This is a genomic window from Pseudomonas sp. SCB32 (assembly GCF_009189165.1).
Taxonomy (GTDB): domain Bacteria; phylum Pseudomonadota; class Gammaproteobacteria; order Pseudomonadales; family Pseudomonadaceae; genus Pseudomonas.
In genome coordinates, this window is record NZ_CP045118.1 from 3503216 (window position 1) to 3519897 (window position 16682).

The 16682-nt window shown below is 67.3% G+C and carries 14 protein-coding genes; 6 read left to right on the top strand and 8 right to left on the bottom strand.

What is annotated here, in order from left to right; translation table 11 throughout:
- The first annotated feature begins 95 nt into the window (after positions 1-95).
- The 6 genes from GA645_RS16005 to GA645_RS16030 all read left to right on the top strand — a co-directional run bounded on the left by GA645_RS16005 (position 96) and on the right by GA645_RS16030 (position 8984).
- A complete protein-coding gene (locus GA645_RS16005) occupies positions 96-1259 on the top strand; it encodes an isovaleryl-CoA dehydrogenase (protein WP_152224000.1) in 1164 nt (387 codons plus the stop codon).
- A gap of 183 nt (positions 1260-1442) precedes the next feature.
- The gene (locus GA645_RS16010) at positions 1443-3050 is read left to right on the top strand and encodes a carboxyl transferase domain-containing protein (RefSeq protein ID WP_152224001.1); all 1608 of its coding nucleotides are present in this window, start codon (positions 1443-1445) and stop codon (positions 3048-3050) included.
- A 10-nt stretch (positions 3051-3060) separates the two neighbouring features.
- A complete protein-coding gene (locus tag GA645_RS16015) occupies positions 3061-3858 on the top strand; it encodes a gamma-carboxygeranoyl-CoA hydratase (RefSeq protein ID WP_152224002.1) in 798 nt (265 codons plus the stop codon).
- Complete coding sequence (locus tag GA645_RS16020) at positions 3858-5819, top strand: acetyl/propionyl/methylcrotonyl-CoA carboxylase subunit alpha (protein ID WP_152224003.1); 1962 nt, start codon at positions 3858-3860, stop codon at positions 5817-5819. Before GA645_RS16015 ends, GA645_RS16020 begins: the two co-directional genes overlap by 1 nt.
- A 147-nt stretch (positions 5820-5966) precedes the next feature.
- Positions 5967-6869 carry a hydroxymethylglutaryl-CoA lyase gene (locus GA645_RS16025; protein ID WP_152224004.1) on the top strand — a complete coding sequence of 301 codons (903 nt, stop codon included), beginning with the start codon at positions 5967-5969 and terminating at the stop codon, positions 6867-6869.
- A gap of 162 nt (positions 6870-7031) precedes the next feature.
- Complete coding sequence (locus GA645_RS16030; protein ID WP_152224005.1) at positions 7032-8984, top strand: acetoacetate--CoA ligase; 1953 nt, start codon at positions 7032-7034, stop codon at positions 8982-8984.
- A gap of 362 nt (positions 8985-9346) precedes the next feature.
- Here GA645_RS16030 and pcaC read toward each other — a convergent pair whose 3' ends face one another.
- From pcaC to catC, 8 genes are all read right to left on the bottom strand, one after another.
- Positions 9347-9745 (bottom strand): 4-carboxymuconolactone decarboxylase, encoded by a 399-nt coding sequence (gene pcaC, locus GA645_RS16035; protein WP_152224006.1) that lies wholly within the window; start codon positions 9743-9745, stop codon positions 9347-9349.
- 183 nt (positions 9746-9928) lie between these two features.
- A complete protein-coding gene (pcaD, locus tag GA645_RS16040) occupies positions 9929-10717 on the bottom strand; it encodes a 3-oxoadipate enol-lactonase (protein ID WP_152224007.1) in 789 nt (262 codons plus the stop codon).
- Between the two features lie 9 nt (positions 10718-10726).
- Positions 10727-12040: a 3-carboxy-cis,cis-muconate cycloisomerase gene (locus GA645_RS16045; protein WP_256676192.1), complete on the bottom strand. Its 1314-nt coding sequence runs from the start codon at positions 12038-12040 to the stop codon at positions 10727-10729.
- A 245-nt stretch (positions 12041-12285) separates the two neighbouring features.
- The gene (gene pcaF / locus GA645_RS16050) at positions 12286-13491 is read right to left on the bottom strand and encodes a 3-oxoadipyl-CoA thiolase (protein ID WP_152224009.1); all 1206 of its coding nucleotides are present in this window, start codon (positions 13489-13491) and stop codon (positions 12286-12288) included.
- Complete coding sequence (locus GA645_RS16055) at positions 13488-14270, bottom strand: CoA-transferase subunit beta (RefSeq protein ID WP_152224010.1); 783 nt, start codon at positions 14268-14270, stop codon at positions 13488-13490. The genes pcaF and GA645_RS16055 overlap by 4 nt, the downstream gene beginning before the upstream one ends.
- Positions 14270-15118, bottom strand: coding sequence for a CoA transferase subunit A (locus GA645_RS16060; protein WP_152224011.1), 849 nt, complete (start codon positions 15116-15118; stop codon positions 14270-14272). Before GA645_RS16060 ends, GA645_RS16055 begins: the two co-directional genes overlap by 1 nt.
- A gap of 288 nt (positions 15119-15406) precedes the next feature.
- Positions 15407-16339 (bottom strand): catechol 1,2-dioxygenase, encoded by a 933-nt coding sequence (gene catA, locus GA645_RS16065; protein WP_152224012.1) that lies wholly within the window; start codon positions 16337-16339, stop codon positions 15407-15409.
- A 47-nt stretch (positions 16340-16386) separates the two neighbouring features.
- Positions 16387-16677, bottom strand: a complete 291-nt coding sequence (gene catC / locus GA645_RS16070) for a muconolactone Delta-isomerase (protein WP_152224013.1) — start codon at positions 16675-16677, stop codon at positions 16387-16389.
- Between the last annotated feature and the right edge of the window lie 5 nt (positions 16678-16682).

Genomic DNA, 16682 nt, shown 5'->3' on the forward strand with positions numbered 1-16682 from the left:
TGTTAATGAGCAGTTCGAGGCGACTTTCAACGCAGCCTGACCGACGCGCAGCAGGTCCGATCCCTCATCCGATTACAAGTACAACAGGTGACCCCATGAGCTACCCCTCCCTCAACTTCGGCCTCGGCGAAACCATCGACATGCTGCGCGAGCAGGTGCAGGGCTTCGTCGCCAGCGAACTCGCCCCGCGCGCCGCGCAGATCGACGCCGACAACCTGTTCCCCATGGACATGTGGAAGAAGTTCGGCGACATGGGCCTGCTCGGCATCACCGTCGCGGAGGAATACGGCGGCGCCAACATGGGTTACCTGGCCCACGTCATCGCCATCGAGGAGATCAGCCGTGGCTCGGCGTCGGTCGGCCTGTCCTACGGCGCGCACTCCAACCTGTGCGTCAACCAGATCAAGCGCAACGGCTCGGCCTCCCAGAAGGCCAAGTACCTGCCCAAGCTGATCAGCGGCGAGCACATCGGCGCGCTGGCCATGAGCGAGCCAAACGCCGGTTCCGACGTGGTGTCGATGAAACTGCGCGCCGAGAAGCGCGGCGACCATTTCGTGCTGAACGGCAGCAAGACCTGGATCACCAACGGCCCGGACGCCAACACCTACGTGATCTACGCCAAGACCGAGCCGGAGAAAGGCGCCCACGGCATCACCGCCTTCATCGTCGAACGCGACTGGAAGGGCTTCAGCCGTGGCAGCAAGTTCGACAAGCTGGGCATGCGCGGCTCGAACACCTGCGAGCTGTTCTTCGATGACGTGGAAGTGCCGGAAGAGAACGTGCTGGGCGCGGTCAACGGCGGCGTGAAGGTATTGATGAGCGGCCTGGACTACGAGCGCGTCGTCCTCGCCGGCGGCCCGATCGGCATCATGCAGGCCTGCATGGACGTGATCGTCCCCTACATCCACGACCGCAAGCAGTTCGGCCAGAGCATCGGCGAGTTCCAGCTGATCCAGGGCAAGGTCGCCGACATGTACACCCAGCTCAACGCCAGCCGCGCCTACCTCTACGCGGTGGCCCAGGCCTGCGACCGTGGCGAGACCACCCGCAAGGACGCCGCCGGGGTGATCCTCTACACCGCCGAGCGCGCCACGCAAATGGCCCTGGACGCCATCCAGATCCTCGGCGGCAACGGCTACATCAACGAGTTCCCCACCGGCCGCCTGCTGCGCGACGCCAAGCTCTACGAGATCGGCGCCGGCACCAGCGAAATCCGCCGCATGCTGATCGGCCGCGAGCTGTTCAACGAGACGCGTTGATTGGGTTACTCGCTGCGCTCGCCCTTTGGGCCAGCGCAAGCGCTGTTCCGCGATAAAACCGCGGTCCCGCGTTCGCGGGGATGACGGGCGCGCTGGTCGCCCCACGTCGTTCCCGCGTAGCGGTTCCCGATAGGCGTCATTCCCGCGAACGCGGGAACCCAGAAAACAGCCCCGGAGCCATTCATGACCATCCTCGGCACCCAACTCAACACCCGTTCCCCGGAGTACGCTGCCAACGCCGCGACCATGCTGGAGAACGTCCAGGACCTGCGCGCCGTCCTCGGTCGCGTCCATGAAGGCGGCGGCGCCGCTGCCCAGGCCAAGCACACCGCGCGCGGCAAGCTGCTGGTGCGCGAGCGCATCAACCGCCTGCTCGACGCCGGCTCGCCCTTCCTCGAAGTCTCCGCCCTGGCCGCCCACGGCGTGTACGGTGAAGACGTCGCCGCCGCTGGCGTGGTCGCCGGCATCGGTCGCGTGGAAGGCGTGGAATGCATGATCGTCGGCAACGACGCCACGGTAAAAGGCGGCAGCTACTACCCGCTGACCGTGAAGAAACACCTGCGCGCCCAGACCATCGCCCAGCAGAACCGCCTGCCGTGCATCTACCTGGTGGACTCGGGCGGCGCCAACCTGCCGCGCCAGGACGAGGTGTTCCCCGACCGCGAGCACTTCGGCCGCATCTTCTTCAACCAGGCCAACATGAGCGCCCAGGGCATCCCGCAGATCGCCGTGGTGATGGGCTCCTGCACCGCCGGCGGCGCCTACGTGCCGGCGATGAGCGACGAGACCATCATGGTGCGCAACCAGGCCACCATCTTCCTCGCCGGCCCGCCGCTGGTGAAGGCCGCCACCGGTGAGGTGGTGAGCGCAGAGGACCTGGGCGGCGCCGACGTGCACTGCAAGACCTCGGGCGTGGCCGACCATTACGCCGAGGACGACGAACACGCGCTGGCCATCGCCCGACGCTGCATCGCCAACCTCAACTGGACCAAGCAGGGCAAGCTCAACAGCCTCGCCCCGCGCGCCCCGCTGTACGCCAGCGACGAGCTGTACGGGGTGATCCCGGTAGACAGCAAGCAGCCCTTCGACGTGCGCGAGATCATCGCCCGCCTGGTCGACGGCAGCGAATTCGACGAGTTCAAGGCGCTGTTCGGCACCACCCTGGTATGCGGCTTCGCCCACCTGCACGGCTACCCGGTGGCGATTCTCGCCAACAACGGCATCCTCTTCGCCGAGGCCGCGCAGAAAGGCGCGCACTTCATCGAGCTGGCCTGCCAGCGTGGCATTCCGCTGGTGTTCCTGCAGAACATCACCGGCTTCATGGTCGGCCAGAAGTACGAGGCCGGCGGCATCGCCAAGCACGGCGCCAAGCTGGTCACCGCGGTAGCCTGCGCCCAGGTGCCGAAGTTCACCGTGATCATCGGCGGCAGCTTCGGTGCCGGTAACTACGGCATGTGCGGCCGCGCCTACGACCCGCGCTTCCTGTGGATGTGGCCCAACGCGCGGATCGGCGTGATGGGTGGCGAACAGGCCGCAGGCGTGCTGGCCCAGGTCAAGCGCGAGCAGGCCGAACGCGCCGGCCACGCGCTGTCCGCCGAGGACGAGGCGAAGATCAAGGCGCCGATCCTCGAGCAGTACGAGCGCCAGGGGCACCCCTACTACTCCAGCGCGCGCCTGTGGGACGACGGTGTCATCGACCCGGCCCAGACCCGCGACGTGCTCGGCCTGGCCCTCTCCGCCTCGCTCAACGCGCCCATCGAAGCCACGCGCTTCGGCGTCTTCCGCATGTAAGGCCGCCGCCATGACCGAATATCAGAACATTGAGCTCGACATCGACCCGCGCGGCGTCGCCAATCTCTGGCTGAACCGCCCGGAGAAGAACAACGCCTTCAACGCCCAGACCATTGCCGAGCTGATCCAGGCATTGGGCGCCGTGGCCAACGACGACCGTGTGCGCCTGGTGGTGCTGCGCGGCCGTGGCCGGCACTTCTGCGGCGGCGCGGACCTTTCGTGGATGCAGGAATCCGTGCAACTGGACTACCAGGGCAACCTCAACGACGCCCAGCAGCTCGCCGAACTGCTCTACAACCTGCACCAGCTGAACAAGCCGACCCTCGCCATCGTGCAGGGCGCGGCCTTCGGCGGCGGCGTGGGGCTGGTGGCCTGCTGCGACATGGCCCTGGCCGCCGAGGATGCGCAGTTCTGCCTGTCCGAAGTGCGCATCGGCCTGATCCCGGCCACCATCGGCCCGTTCGTCACCAAGGCCATCGGCCAGCGCGCCGCCACCCGCTACGCCATGACCGCCGAGCGCTTCAGCGGCGTCCGTGCCCGCGAACTGGGCCTGGCGGACGAGCACTACCCGGCCGCCGAGCTGGACGAGAAAGCCGACGCCTGGATCGCCAACCTGCTGAACAACAGTCCGGCGGCGCTGGTCGCCTGCAAGGCGCTGTTCCATGAAATCGGCGCCGGCGAACTGAATCCCGAACTGCGCCGCTACACCGAAGCGGCCATCGCCCGCATCCGTATCAGCCCCGAGGGGCAGGAAGGCCTGCACGCCTTCCTGGAAAAACGCAAACCGGCCTGGCAGGAGCAAGTCTGATGAGCAAGATCGATACTCTGCTGGTGGCCAACCGCGGCGAGATCGCCTGCCGCGTGATGCGCACCGCCAAGGCCCTGGGCCTGACCACCGTGGCCGTGCACAGCGCCACCGACCGCAACGCCCGCCACGTCGAAGAGGCGGACATCGCCATCGACCTGGGCGGCGCCAAACCCGCTGAAAGCTACCTGCGCGCGGACGCCGTTCTCGCCGCCGCCAAGGCCGCCGGCGCCCAGGCCATCCACCCCGGCTACGGCTTCCTCTCGGAGAACGCCGGCTTTGCTCGTGCCTGCGAAGAGGCCGGGCTGATCTTCCTCGGCCCGCCGGCCAGCGCCATCGACGCCATGGGCAGCAAGTCCGCCGCCAAGGCGCTGATGGAAACCGCCGGCGTGCCGCTGGTGCCCGGCTACCACGGCGAGGCCCAGGACTACGCCACCTTCCAGCGCGAGGCGCAGCGCATCGGCTACCCGGTGCTGCTGAAAGCCGCCGCCGGCGGTGGCGGCAAGGGCATGAAGGTGGTCGAGCGCGAGGCCGAGCTGGCCGAGGCGCTGGAATCCGCCCAGCGTGAAGCGCAGTCCGGTTTCGGCGACTCGCGCATGCTGGTGGAGAAATACCTGACCAAGCCGCGCCACGTGGAAATCCAGGTGTTCGCCGATAAGCACGGCAACTGCCTGTACCTCAACGAACGCGACTGCTCGATCCAGCGCCGCCACCAGAAGGTGGTGGAAGAAGCGCCGGCTCCGGGCCTCTCCCTCGAACTGCGCCAGGGCATGGGCGAAGCCGCCGTGCGCGCCGCCCAGGCCATCGGCTACGTCGGCGCCGGCACCGTGGAATTCCTCTACGACGAAGGCAGCGGCCAGTTCTTCTTCATGGAGATGAACACTCGCCTTCAAGTGGAACACCCGGTCACCGAAGCCATCACCGGCCTCGACCTGGTCGCCTTGCAGATCCGCGTCGCCCGTGGCGAGCCGCTGCCGATTACCCAGGAACAGGTGCCGCTGATCGGCCACGCCATCGAAGTGCGCCTCTACGCCGAAGACCCCGAAGGTGGCTTCCTGCCCGCCAGCGGCCACCTCGCGCTGTACCGCGAACCTGCCGCCGGCCCCGGTCGCCGGGTGGACAGCGGCATCCGCGAAGGCGACGACATCTCGCCGTTCTACGACCCGATGCTGGCCAAGCTGATCGCCTGGGGCGAAAACCGCGAGGAAGCGCGCCAGCGCCTGCTGTCGATGCTCGGCGAAACCGCCGTCGGCGGCTTCAAGACCAACCTGGCCTTCCTGCGCCGCGTGCTGGCCCATCCGGCCTTCGCCGAGGGCGAGCTGGATACCGGCTTCATCGCCCGCTACCAGGACACCCTGCTGCCCGCCCCCACCGCCCTGCCCGAGCGCTTCTGGCAGCTGGCCGCCGAGGCGTGGGTGCAGAGCGAAGCCGCCCGCGTGCGCGGTGACGATATCCATTCGCCCTGGTCCGCCCAGAGCGGCTGGCGCAGCGGCCTGCCGGGGGAAACCGACCTGCACCTGCTGGCAAAGGGCGAATCCCATGTGGTGCGCCTGCGCCATGCCGACGGCCAGCGCATCGCCCATCTCGACGGCCAGTGGCTGGATGTGAAGGACGGTGAAATCCGCCGCCGCCATCAGGTGATCCGCCGTGGCGACCACCTCTATCTGGAGTGGAACGGCGAGCTGGTCAGCGTGCAGCGCTTCGACCCCATCGCTGAGGCCGAGGCGGCCCACGCCCACCACGGTGGACTGGGCGCACCGATGAACGGCAGCATCGTGCGCATCCTGGTCGAACCCGGCCAGAGCGTCGAAGCCGGCGCCGCCCTGGTGGTGCTCGAAGCCATGAAGATGGAACACAGCATTCGCGCGCCGCACGCTGGCGTGGTGAAATCGCTGTATTGCAGCGAAGGCGAACTGGTGTCGGAAGGTACGGCGCTGGTGGAGCTGGAAGAAGCCAGCGCCTGAACCTGGCCTTGATGCGGCTTTCTGGGCTCCCGCGTCCGCGGGAGTGACGAGGTCAAGCGACGCACCACGCTTTCCCGTCATCCCCGCGAACGCGGGGACCCAGAAGACGCAGCGCACCCGTTTCACAAACGAACACGAGGTTCCCCCATGTCCCTCCCCCAATCCGTCCGCCTGGTCGAAGTCGGCCCGCGCGACGGCCTGCAGAACGAGAAACAGCCCATCGCCGTCGCCGACAAGGTGCGCCTGGTGGACGACCTCACCGCCGCCGGCCTGAGCTACATCGAGGTCGGCAGCTTCGTCTCGCCCAAGTGGGTGCCGCAGATGGCCGGCTCGGCGGAAGTCTTCGCCGGCATCGGGCAGAAAGCCGGCGTCACCTACGCCGCGTTGGCTCCTAACCTGAAGGGCTTCGAGGCCGCGCTGGAATCCCAGGTCAAGGAAGTCGCGGTGTTCGCCGCAGCCTCCGAGGCCTTCTCGCAGAAGAACATCAACTGCTCGATCAAGGAGAGCCTGGAGCGCTTCATCCCGGTGATGGAAGCGGCCCGCCAACACGGCGTGCGTGTGCGCGGCTACGTCTCCTGCGTGCTCGGCTGCCCCTACCAGGGTGAAGTGGACGTGGCGCAGGTCGCGGCCGTCGCCGCAGAGCTGCACGCCATGGGCTGCTACGAAGTCTCCCTGGGCGACACCATCGGCGTCGGCACCGCCGGGGCCACCCGCCACATGTTCGAAATCGTCGGCCAACGCGTGCCGCGCGCACAGCTCGCCGGTCACTTCCACGACACCTACGGCCAGGCCCTTTCGAACATCTACGCAAGCCTCCTGGAAGGCATCGCCGTGTTCGACAGCTCGGTGGCCGGCCTGGGCGGTTGCCCCTACGCCAAGGGCGCCACCGGCAACGTCGCCACCGAGGACGTGCTCTACCTGATGAACGGCCTGGGCATCCACACCGGTATCGACCTGGACAAGCTGATCGACGCCGGCCAGCGCATCTGCGCGGTGCTCGACAAGCCCAACGGCTCCCGCGTGGCCAAGGCGCAGCTGGCCAAGCGCTGACAGCTGATTCGACCTGTAGGAGCGCCCCATGGGCGCGATCGCGGGCATGGCCCGCTCCTACGGGAGAACTCCCGCGCATTCCCACAAGAGACTTCCGCTCCTCCTACATCCCCGCGTCCGTGCCACACTGGTTAGATAAGAAAAACCGGACGGACGCCCGAGATGACCCCACTGTGGACCCCCTCCCCCGAACGCATCGCCGCCACCCGGATGGATGCCTTCCGCCGCAAGGTAGCGCAGGAGCATGGGCTCGACCTGCCCGACTACGCCGCCCTGCACGCCTGGAGTATCGCCGAGCGCGAAGCCTTCTGGCTGGCCATCGTCGACACCTTCGGCGTGCAGTTCCATGAAGCGCCCAGCACCGTGCTCGAAGAAGGCCCGGAGATGCCCGACGCGCACTGGTTCCCCGGCGCCACCCTGAATTTCGCCGAGCACCTGCTGCGCCGCCGTGATCACCATCCAGCGCTGATCGCCATCAGCGAGGACGAACAGCGCGAAGTGCTCAGTCACGCCGAACTGGCCGCCCAGGTCGCCGGCCTGCAACTGGCCCTGCGCGACGCCGGGGTCGGTGTCGGCGACCGGGTTGCGGCCTTCATGCCCAACACCTGGCAGACCGTGGTCGGCATGCTCGCCACCGCCAGCCTGGGTGCCACATGGTCGAGCTGCTCGCCGGACTTCGGCACCCAGGGCGTGATCGACCGCTTCGGCCAGATCGAACCCAAGGTGCTGATCGCCTGCGCCTGCTACCGCTACGCCGGCAAGACCCTGGACCTGACCACCAAGCTCAACGAGATTCTCTCCCAGCTGCACAGCCTGGAGCAGCTGGTGATCGTCCCCTACGCCCGCCCCGATGCACGGCCGGCCGATTACCTGACCCTGGCCCGGGTCGATCTCTGGCAGGACTTCTACCAACCCGGCGGCGAACCGGTGTTCACCCCCGTGCCCTTCGACCACCCGCTGTACATCCTCTACTCCTCCGGCACCACCGGCGTACCCAAATGCATCGTCCACGGCACCGGCGGCGTGCTGCTGCAGCACCTGAAGGAACACGGCCTGCACGCCGACCTGGGGCCCAACGACACGCTGTTCTACTACACCACCTGCGGCTGGATGATGTGGAACTGGCTGGTCTCGGGCCTGGCCCAGGGCGCCAGCCTGGTGCTCTACGACGGCTCGCCCTTCCACCCGGGCCCGGAGCGGCTGATCGACCTGATCGACGCCGAGGGCATCAGCGTCTTCGGCACCAGCGCCAAGTACATCGCCGCGCTGGAAAAGGCCAACGTGCGGCCGCGCCAGACCCACTCGCTGGAGCGCCTGAAAGCCATCCTCTCGACCGGCTCGCCGCTGGCCCACGAGAGCTTCGACTACGTCTACCGCGACCTCAAACCCGACCTGTGCCTGTCGTCGATTTCCGGCGGCACCGACATCGTCTCCTGCTTCGCCCTGGGCAACCCGGCCGCGCCGGTCTGGCGTGGAGAATTGCAGTGCAAGGGCCTGGGCATGGCGGTGGAAGTCTGGGACGAAGCCGGCAAGCCGGTGCGTGGCGAGAAAGGCGAGCTGGTCTGCGTGCGGCATTTCCCGTCGATTCCGGTGGGTTTCTGGAGCGACGAGAACAACGAGAAATTCCTCGACGCCTACTTCGCCACCTTCCCCGGCGTCTGGGCCCACGGCGACTACGCCGAGGAAACCGAACACGGCGGCCTGGTGATCCACGGCCGCTCGGATGCGGTGCTCAACCCCGGCGGCGTGCGCATCGGCACGGCGGAAATCTACCGCCAGGTGGAAAAGATCGAGCAGGTGCTGGAGTCCATCGCCATCGGCCAGGAGTGGCAGGGCGATGTGCGCGTGGTGCTGTTCGTCCGCCTGCGCGAAGGCGTGGCGCTGGATGAGGCATTGCAGGAACGCATCCGCCAGACCATCCGCGCCAACACAACCTCTCGCCATGTGCCGGCGAAAATCCTCGAAGTGGCGGATATCCCGCGCACTCTGAGCGGCAAGATCGTCGAACTGGCGGTCCGCAACGTTGTGCACGGGCGGCCAGTGAAGAACACCGATGCGCTGGCCAATCCGCAGGCGCTGGAGTTGTTCAGGGATCGGAAAGAGCTGGAGAGCTGAGGTTCGCCGGCGGCGGCGCATCTTTGCATTGCCCTCACCCCAGCCCTCTCCCTCAGGAGAGGGGGCTGATTGTGCCGGCTGACGCCACGGTTTCATCCTGCCCCTGACGGTCCCCTCTCCCGCTTGAGGAGCGGGGCACGCAGCCAGGGCTAGGGTGAGGGGCTCTTGCTCTCGTAGGAGCGGAGCTTCTCCGCGATCCGGCCGGCAGGCCGGCCTGTTCCGCCATCGCGGGCATGGCCCGCTCCTACAGGGAATGCCGGAGCTCGGCGCTTTTGTAGGAGCGGGCCATGCCCGCGATCAGCGCCCAAAGGGCGCTCCCACAAATCAGACGCCGCCCGGATGCGTGGTCCGGGTGGCGCTGATCAGGCGTCGTCCAGCGACTCGGTGCCCAGCTCGTCCCACACCGCTTCGGCGAGGTGGAAGGTGGCGTTGGCGGCGGGGATACCGCAGTAGATCGCGCTCTGCAGCAGCACTTCCTTGATCTCTTCGCGGGTCACGCCATTGTTGCGCGCGGCGCGCAGGTGCAGCGTGAGCTCGCCCTCGCGGTTCATACCGATCAGCATGGCGATGGTGATCAGGCTGCGGGTATGGCGCGGCAGGCCGGGGCGGGTCCAGATGTCACCCCAGGCGTGGCGGGTGATCATTTCCTGGAATTCCTCGTTGAAGGCCGTGCGGTTCTGCAGGCTGCGGTCGACGTGGGCATCGCCCAGCACTGCGCGGCGGACCTGCATGCCGGCTTCGTAGCGTTCTTTTTCGTCCATCTCAAACTCCAGAATGAGCCTGTAGCAGCGCCCCATGGGCGCGGATCGCGGACAAGGTCCGCTCCTACAGTGTTTCTGGGTCCCCGCGTTCGCGGGGATGACGAGTGAGAGCACATGTTCTCCCTCGTCACTCCCGCGAACGCGGGAGCCCAATAAGCAGTTGTTTCTACGGAAATGGCGTAATCAGGCGCGCAGGAAGGCCAGCACACGCTGGCTGAAGGCATCGGCGGCCTGCACGTTGGACAGATGCGCGGCGCGGAATTCCACCAGCTCGGCGCCCGGAATGCGCGCCTGCAGGAAGCGGCCGTCCTCGGTCGTGGTCACCGGGTCGGCAGCGCCACAGACCACCAGGGTCGGCGCGCTGATCGCACCGATCTCGCCACGGAAATCGGCATCACGCACAGCGGCGCAGTTGGCTGCGTAACCTTCCGGCGAGGTCTGCGCCAGCATACCCACGATGGGCTCGACCTTGCCCGGCTCCGCCTCGGCGAAGTCGGCGGTGAACCAGCGCGAGATCGAGGCGTCACGCAGGTTGCGCATGGCCTCGGCGCCGCCGCTGAGCACGGTCTCGATGCGCGGGTTCCAGATTTCCGGGGTGCCAATCTTGGCGGCGGTGTTGCACACCACCAGGCGCGAGAGGCGCTCCGGCGCATGGATGGCCAGCCACTGGCCGATCAAGCCGCCCATGGACAGGCCGCAGAAATGCGCGCGCGGGATGACCAGCGCGTCCAGCAGGGCCAGCACGTCGCAGCCATTCTGCTCGATGCTGTACGGGCCGGGGGTGACCAGCGAGGCGCCGTGACCACGGGTGTCATAGCGCAGCACGCGGAAGTGCTCGGTGAAGGCCGGGACTTGCGCGTCCCACATGTGCAGGTCGGTGCCCAGGGAGTTGGACAGCACCAGCACCGGCGCGTCGGCCGGTCCTTCCAGTAGATAGTTCAGGTCGCCATCGGCGAGACGTACGACAGGCATGCAAGGCTCCTAGCGCAAAGAAAGTTCGTGGTGTTCGGCCAGCGCGCGCTCGACCCAGCGGCGCGCCTGGCCCAGGTAATGGGCGGGATCGAGCAGGCGATCCAGCTCTCCGGCATTCAGTTGAGCGGCAACTTCGGCGTTGGCGCCGAGTACCTCGCGCAGGTGCGCGCCCTCGTTCACCGCCTGTTTGCAGCACTGCTCCACCAGGTGGTGTGCGGCGTCGCGGCCGATGCGCTGGGCCAGGGCGATGCTTACGCCTTCGGCGAGCACCAGGCCACGTGTCAGGTCGAGGTTCGCCAGCATGCGCTCGGCATCCACTTCCAGGCCCGGCACCAGGCCCAGCGCCTGTTGCAGCGCGCCCGAGACGAGGCAGCACAGCTCCGGCAGGCTTTCCCATTCGGCGTGCCACAGGCCGAGGCTGCGCTCGTGCTCCTGGGGCATGGCGGCGAACAGGGTCGAGACCAGGCCGGGCGCGCGGATGGCCGCGCCGATCAGCACGGCGGCGCCCACCGGATTGCGCTTGTGCGGCATGGTGGAGGAACCGCCCTTGCCCGGCGCGGAAGGTTCGAAGACTTCGCCGGCCTCGGTCTGCATCAGCAGGCTGAGATCGCGGCCCAGCTTGCCGAGGCTGCCGGCGATCAGACCGAGCAGGCTGGCGAACTCCACCAGGCGGTCGCGCTGGGTGTGCCAAGGTTGTTCGGGCAGTTGCAAGTTGAGCTCTTGCGCCAGTGCTTCGGCCACGGCAAAGCCCTGCTCACCCAGCGCAGCAAGGCTGCCGGAGGCGCCGCCGAATTGCAGGCACAGCAGACGCGGCTTGAGTTCGTTCAGGCGCTGGCGATGGCGGGTGATCGCCCCCAGCCAGCCGGCGATCTTCATGCCGAGGGTGACCGGCGTGGCGTGTTGCAGCCAGGTACGGCCGACCATGGGTGTGCCGGCATGGGCTTCTGCCTGGGCGGCGAGCGCATCGGCCAGCTGGGCGAGGTCGTTTTCCAGCAGCTCGATGGCGGCACGCAATTGCAGAACCAGCCCGGAGTCCATGGCGTCCTGGCTGGTGGCGCCCAAATGCACGTAGCGCTCGGCTTCAGCGTCCTCGGCGGCGATGCGCTTGCCCAGCGCTTTCACCAGCGGGATCGCGGAATTGCCGGCGCTGCAGATGGCCTGAGCCAGTGCATCGAAATCGTAGTGTTCGGCGCGGCAAGCGGCAGCGATGGGCGCCACGGCGCTCGCCGGGATCACGCCCACGCCGGCCTCGGCACGGGCCAATGCGGCCTCGAAGTCGAGCATGCCCTGCACCCGGCCGTGGTCGCTGAAGATCGCGCGCATGGCGGGCTGGGTGAAGTAGGCGTCGAACAGAAGGTTGGTGCTCACTTGGGTGGCTCCGGAGATCGGCAGGCGTATGCGGGACAGTATGACCGCAGAGCAGGAGTCTGCAGGAGACTCCCAATGGCTGCGCGCAAGGGCGTCGGCTTGCGTAGGGCGAATAACGCGCCAGCGTTATCCGCCGAACAGGAACCGGCGGATAACCTGTTCCGGGTTATCCGCCCTACGCGGCGACGAAGACCAGTCGATCACACCCGCTCGACGACCAGCGCCACACCCTGCCCTACGCCCACGCACATGGTGCACAGGCCGAGCTTGCCGCCAGTCTTCTGCAGCTGGTGCACAGCGGTCAGCACCAGGCGGGCACCGCTGGCACCCAGCGGGTGGCCGAGGGCGATGGCGCCGCCGTTGGGGTTGACCCGCGCGTCGTCATCGGCGACGCCGAGTTCGCGGGTTACCGCCAGGCCCTGAGCGGCGAAAGCTTCGTTCAGCTCGATGACATCGAACTGCCCCATCGACAGGTTCAGGCGCTCCAGCAGCTTGCGCACCGCCGGCACCGGGCCGATGCCCATCACGCGCGGAGCGACGCCGGCGCTGGCCATGCCGAGCACCTTGGCGCGCGGGGTCAGGCCATGCTTCTTCACCGCTTCGGCGCTGGCGAGGATCAGCGCCACGGCGCCGTCGTTGACGCCCGAGGCATTGCCGGCGGTGACGGTCTTGCCCTCGCCGTTGACCGGCTTGAGCTTGGCCAGCGCTTCCAGGGTGGTGTCCGGGCGCGGGTGTTCGTCAGTGTCGACGACTGTCTCGCCCTTGCGACCTTTGATCACCACCGGGACGATTTCCTCGGCGAAGTAGCCGGCAGCCTGGGCGGCCCCGGCTCGCTGCTGGCTGCGCAAGGAAAACGCATCCTGGTCGGCGCGGTTGACCTGGTACTCATCGGCCACGTTGTCGGCGGTCTGCGGCATGGCATCCACGCCGTACTGCGCCTTCATCAGCGGGTTGATGAAGCGCCAGCCGATAGTGGTGTCCTCGATCTTCTGGCCGCGGCCGAAGGCGCTGTCGGCCTTGCCCATCACGTAGGGTGCGCGGGACATGGATTCCACGCCACCGGCGATGACCAGTTCGGCCTCGCCGCTGGCGATGGCACGGAAGGCGGTGCCCACCGCGTCCAGGCCCGAGGCGCAGAGTCGGTTGAGAGTGACGCCCGGCACGCTTTCCGGCAGGCCGGCCAGCAGCAGCGCCATGCGTGCCACGTTGCGGTTGTCCTCGCCGGCCTGGTTGGCGCAGCCGAGGTAGACCTCGTCCAGCGCGGCCCAGTCGACCTGCGGGTTGCGCTCCACCAATGCCTTCACCGGCACGGCGGCGAGATCGTCGGCGCGCACGCTGGAAAGCGAGCCGCCGAAGCGGCCGATGGGCGTGCGCACGGCGTCGCAGATGAAGACCTCGCGGCTCATTCCTCACCTCCCAGCTGGCCGTGGGCGGCGGCGGTGCGGGCCTCCAGGGCACGCAGGGCTTCCAGTTCGACTTCGGTCGGCGCGATGGTTTCGGCTACCTGCTCGGTAAAGCGGATCGCCCAGCCGGTGTTCTCGATCACCTGCTCGCGGGTCACACCCGGGTGCAGCGAGGTGACGATGAATTCGTTGCTGCCGGCTTCCGGCTCCATGATGCAGAGGTCGGTGATGATCGCCACCGGCCCCTTGCCCGGCAGGCCGAGGCGCTGGCGATGATCGCCACCTTCACCGAAGCCGACCGAGGTGACGAAGGCCAGCTTGTCGACGAAGGTGCGGTGGGACTGCTTGAGGATGATCAGCACTTCCTTGGCGGAACCGGCGATCTCCGGCGCGCCGCCGGCACCGGGCAGGCGCACTTTCGGCTTGTTGTAGTCGCCGATGACGGTGGTGTTGATGTTGCCGAAGCGGTCGACCTGGGCCGCGCCGAGGAAGCCGACGTCGATGCGCCCGCCCTGCAGCCAGTAGCGGAAGATTTCGCCAGTGGGCACTACGGTGTCGGCGGTCTCGGCCAGCTCGCCGTCGCCGATGGACAGCGGCAGCACGCTGGGTTTGGCGCCGATGGGGCCGGATTCGTAGATCAGGACCACGTCGGGCGATGCGGTCAGGCGCGCGAGGTTGGCGGCCTTGGACGGCAGGCCGATGCCGACGAAGCAGACGGCGCCGTTCTTCAGGCGGCGGGCGGCGGCCACGGTCATCATTTCATTGGTGCTGTAGGCGCTCATTACTTGGCCTCCGCGAGTTTGGTACGGAACTCTGCAAAGTCTTGGGTGCCACGGATGTAGGTATCGATCCAGGCGTTGAAGGTGTCGCGGTCGCGGGCAATCGGGTCCCAGGCCTGGTAGAAGCGGTTGTCGCGCTCGGAGTAGCCGTGGGCGTAGGACGGGTGCGAACCGCCGGGCACCAGGCAGACGGCGGACAGCGCCCAGGTCGGCAGTACGCAGGAGTTCATCGGCGCGTCCAGGTCGTCGACGATTTCCTCGACGGTGACGATGCAACGCTTGGCGGCCAGGGCGGCTTCCTTCTGCACGCCGAGGATGCCCCACAGCAGCACGTTGCCCTTGCGGTCGGCCTTCTGCGCGTGGATCACGGTGACGTCCGGGCGTACCGAAGGCACGGCGGCCAGTTGCTCGCCGGTGAACGGGCAATTGATGAACTTGATGTTCGGGTTGACCTTCGGCAGGTCGGAGCCGGCGTAGGCGCGCAGCACAGCGAACGGCAGGCCCGAAGCGCCGGCGACGTAGGAGTTGGCGAGGTCGGCGTGGCTGTGTTCGTCGATCTCCAGATCACGAGGCCAGCCCTTCTCCACCGCGTCACGCAGGCGATGCAGCGAACCGACACCGGGATTTCCGCCCCAGGAGAAGGTCAGCTTGCGCACGCAGCCGGCACCGATCAGCAGGTCATAGACCAGGTCGGGCGTCATGCGTACCAGGTGCAGGTCTTTCTTGCCCTGGCGGATCAGCTCGTGGGAGGCAGCGGTCGGGATCAGGTGGGTGAAGCCTTCGAGGGCGACGGTGTCGCCGTCGTTGACGAAGCGCTCGACCGCTTCGCGGAGAGTCAGGAGTTCAGCCATGGTCGGTCTCGTTGTGTAGGGGGTGCCGATGGGAAAACAGTACCGTCGGGGGGATGGGCGAACAATGCGATAATCGACTATTGGTGCGAATATCGAACACTTCTCTTAGGGGACTAACGGACCGCTAACGAGGTGTAGACGGAGCCCTAACCGGCGACAGAAAGGCAACCGGCAAGGCTCTTCGTAGGATGGGTAGAGCTTGCGAAACCCATCGGTCATGGGCAACGAGCGTCAGGGCAGCATGGGTTTCGCTGCGCTCTACCCATCCTACGGCGTATCGAGATCGGATCAGGCGTCCTGCAGGGCGCGCGGACGGTTGCTGCGGTCTTCCGCATCGGCGGAAACGGCCTGCTGCAACTGGAAGTCGAACTCGATCTCGGCGAAGCGCCCTTCCACGCCGCGCGCCTTGGCGGCGGCTGCGTCCTCGACGAAACGTACCTCCCCGACCAACCCGTCGCGGGTCGCATAGGCGAAGTCGTCCCACAGGTACTGGTCACCAGCCAGGTTGATCTGCGTGGTCAGGTGGCGATGCCCCGGCGCGGAGATGAAGAAGTGGATGTGCGCCGGGCGCTGGCCGTGGCGGCCCAGTTGATTGAGCAGCTCCTGGGTCGGGCCGTCCGGCGGGCAGCCGTAGCCGCTGGGCACGATGCTGCGGGCCTTGTAGCGGCCTTCCGCGTCGGTGACGATGCGGCGGCGCAGGTTGAACTCGGACTGGGTGCTGTCGAAGTACGAGTAGGTGCCGTTGGTGTTGGCGTGCCAGAGGTCCACCACGGCGCCGGCCAGCGGTTTGCCCTGCGGGTCGAACACGCGGCCGGAGAGGAACATCACGGTGCCTGCGTCCTTCCCGTCATCCATGCGCGCTTCGCCTTCGGACAGCGGCGCGCCGGCCACGTACAGCGGGCCTTCGATGGTCCGCGGGGTGCCGCCTTCGATGCCCACCGCGGCGTCCTGGGCGTCCAGCAGCAGGTCGAGGTAGTGCTCGATGCCCAGCCCGGCCACGACCAGCCCGGCTTCCTGGCGCGCGCCGAGGCGGTTGAGGTAGTCCACCGCCTTCCAGAACTCGTCGGGAGTGACGTGCATGTCTTCGATGAGCTTCGCGGTGTCCTGCAGGATGCGCAGGACGAGGTTCTTCACCCGCGGATTGCCGGCATCGTTCAGGGCGCCGCTGGCTTCTTCGAAGAACTTCTGGATGTCGGCAGTCTGGGAAATCTTCACGGTCATGGTGCGATCCTCAAGTCTTGTTCTTGTCGAGTCGTACGGAACGAAAATCAGCGGTCGTCGGCATGGATCGAGGACGGATGGCGGCAGAGCCCGTCGACCTCGATGTCCATGTAGGGGAACAGCGGCAGCTGCATCAGGGTGTCGTGCAGCTCCTCGACGCTGGCGAGGTCGAACACGCTGTAGTTGGCGTAGTGCCCGGCGATGCGCCACAGGTGGCGCCACTTGCCCTCACGCTGCAGGCGCTGGGCCAGTTCCTTCTCGTCGGCCTTGAGCTGGGCGGCTTTTGCCGGGTCCATGTCGAGGGGCAATTTCACGGTCATCTTCACGTGGAACAGCATTGGGT

Excerpts from the sequence above, each read along its gene's own strand:
- GA645_RS16005 (WP_152224000.1), top strand. The coding sequence starts at position 96 with ATGAGCTACCCCTCCCTCAACTTCGGCCTCGGCGAAACCATCGACATG.
- GA645_RS16010 (WP_152224001.1), top strand. The coding sequence starts at position 1,443 with ATGACCATCCTCGGCACCCAACTCAACACCCGTTCCCCGGAGTACGCT.
- GA645_RS16015 (WP_152224002.1), top strand. The coding sequence starts at position 3,061 with ATGACCGAATATCAGAACATTGAGCTCGACATCGACCCGCGCGGCGTC.
- GA645_RS16020 (WP_152224003.1), top strand. The coding sequence starts at position 3,858 with ATGAGCAAGATCGATACTCTGCTGGTGGCCAACCGCGGCGAGATCGCC.
- GA645_RS16025 (WP_152224004.1), top strand. The coding sequence starts at position 5,967 with ATGTCCCTCCCCCAATCCGTCCGCCTGGTCGAAGTCGGCCCGCGCGAC.
- GA645_RS16030 (WP_152224005.1), top strand. The coding sequence starts at position 7,032 with ATGACCCCACTGTGGACCCCCTCCCCCGAACGCATCGCCGCCACCCGG.
- pcaC (WP_152224006.1), bottom strand. The coding sequence starts at position 9,745 with ATGGACGAAAAAGAACGCTACGAAGCCGGCATGCAGGTCCGCCGCGCA.
- pcaD (WP_152224007.1), bottom strand. The coding sequence starts at position 10,717 with ATGCCTGTCGTACGTCTCGCCGATGGCGACCTGAACTATCTACTGGAA.
- GA645_RS16045 (WP_256676192.1), bottom strand. The coding sequence starts at position 12,040 with ATGCGCGCGATCTTCAGCGACCACGGCCGGGTGCAGGGCATGCTCGAC.
- pcaF (WP_152224009.1), bottom strand. The coding sequence starts at position 13,491 with ATGAGCCGCGAGGTCTTCATCTGCGACGCCGTGCGCACGCCCATCGGC.
- GA645_RS16055 (WP_152224010.1), bottom strand. The coding sequence starts at position 14,270 with ATGAGCGCCTACAGCACCAATGAAATGATGACCGTGGCCGCCGCCCGC.
- GA645_RS16060 (WP_152224011.1), bottom strand. The coding sequence starts at position 15,118 with ATGGCTGAACTCCTGACTCTCCGCGAAGCGGTCGAGCGCTTCGTCAAC.
- catA (WP_152224012.1), bottom strand. The coding sequence starts at position 16,339 with ATGACCGTGAAGATTTCCCAGACTGCCGACATCCAGAAGTTCTTCGAA.
- catC (WP_152224013.1), bottom strand. The coding sequence starts at position 16,677 with ATGCTGTTCCACGTGAAGATGACCGTGAAATTGCCCCTCGACATGGAC.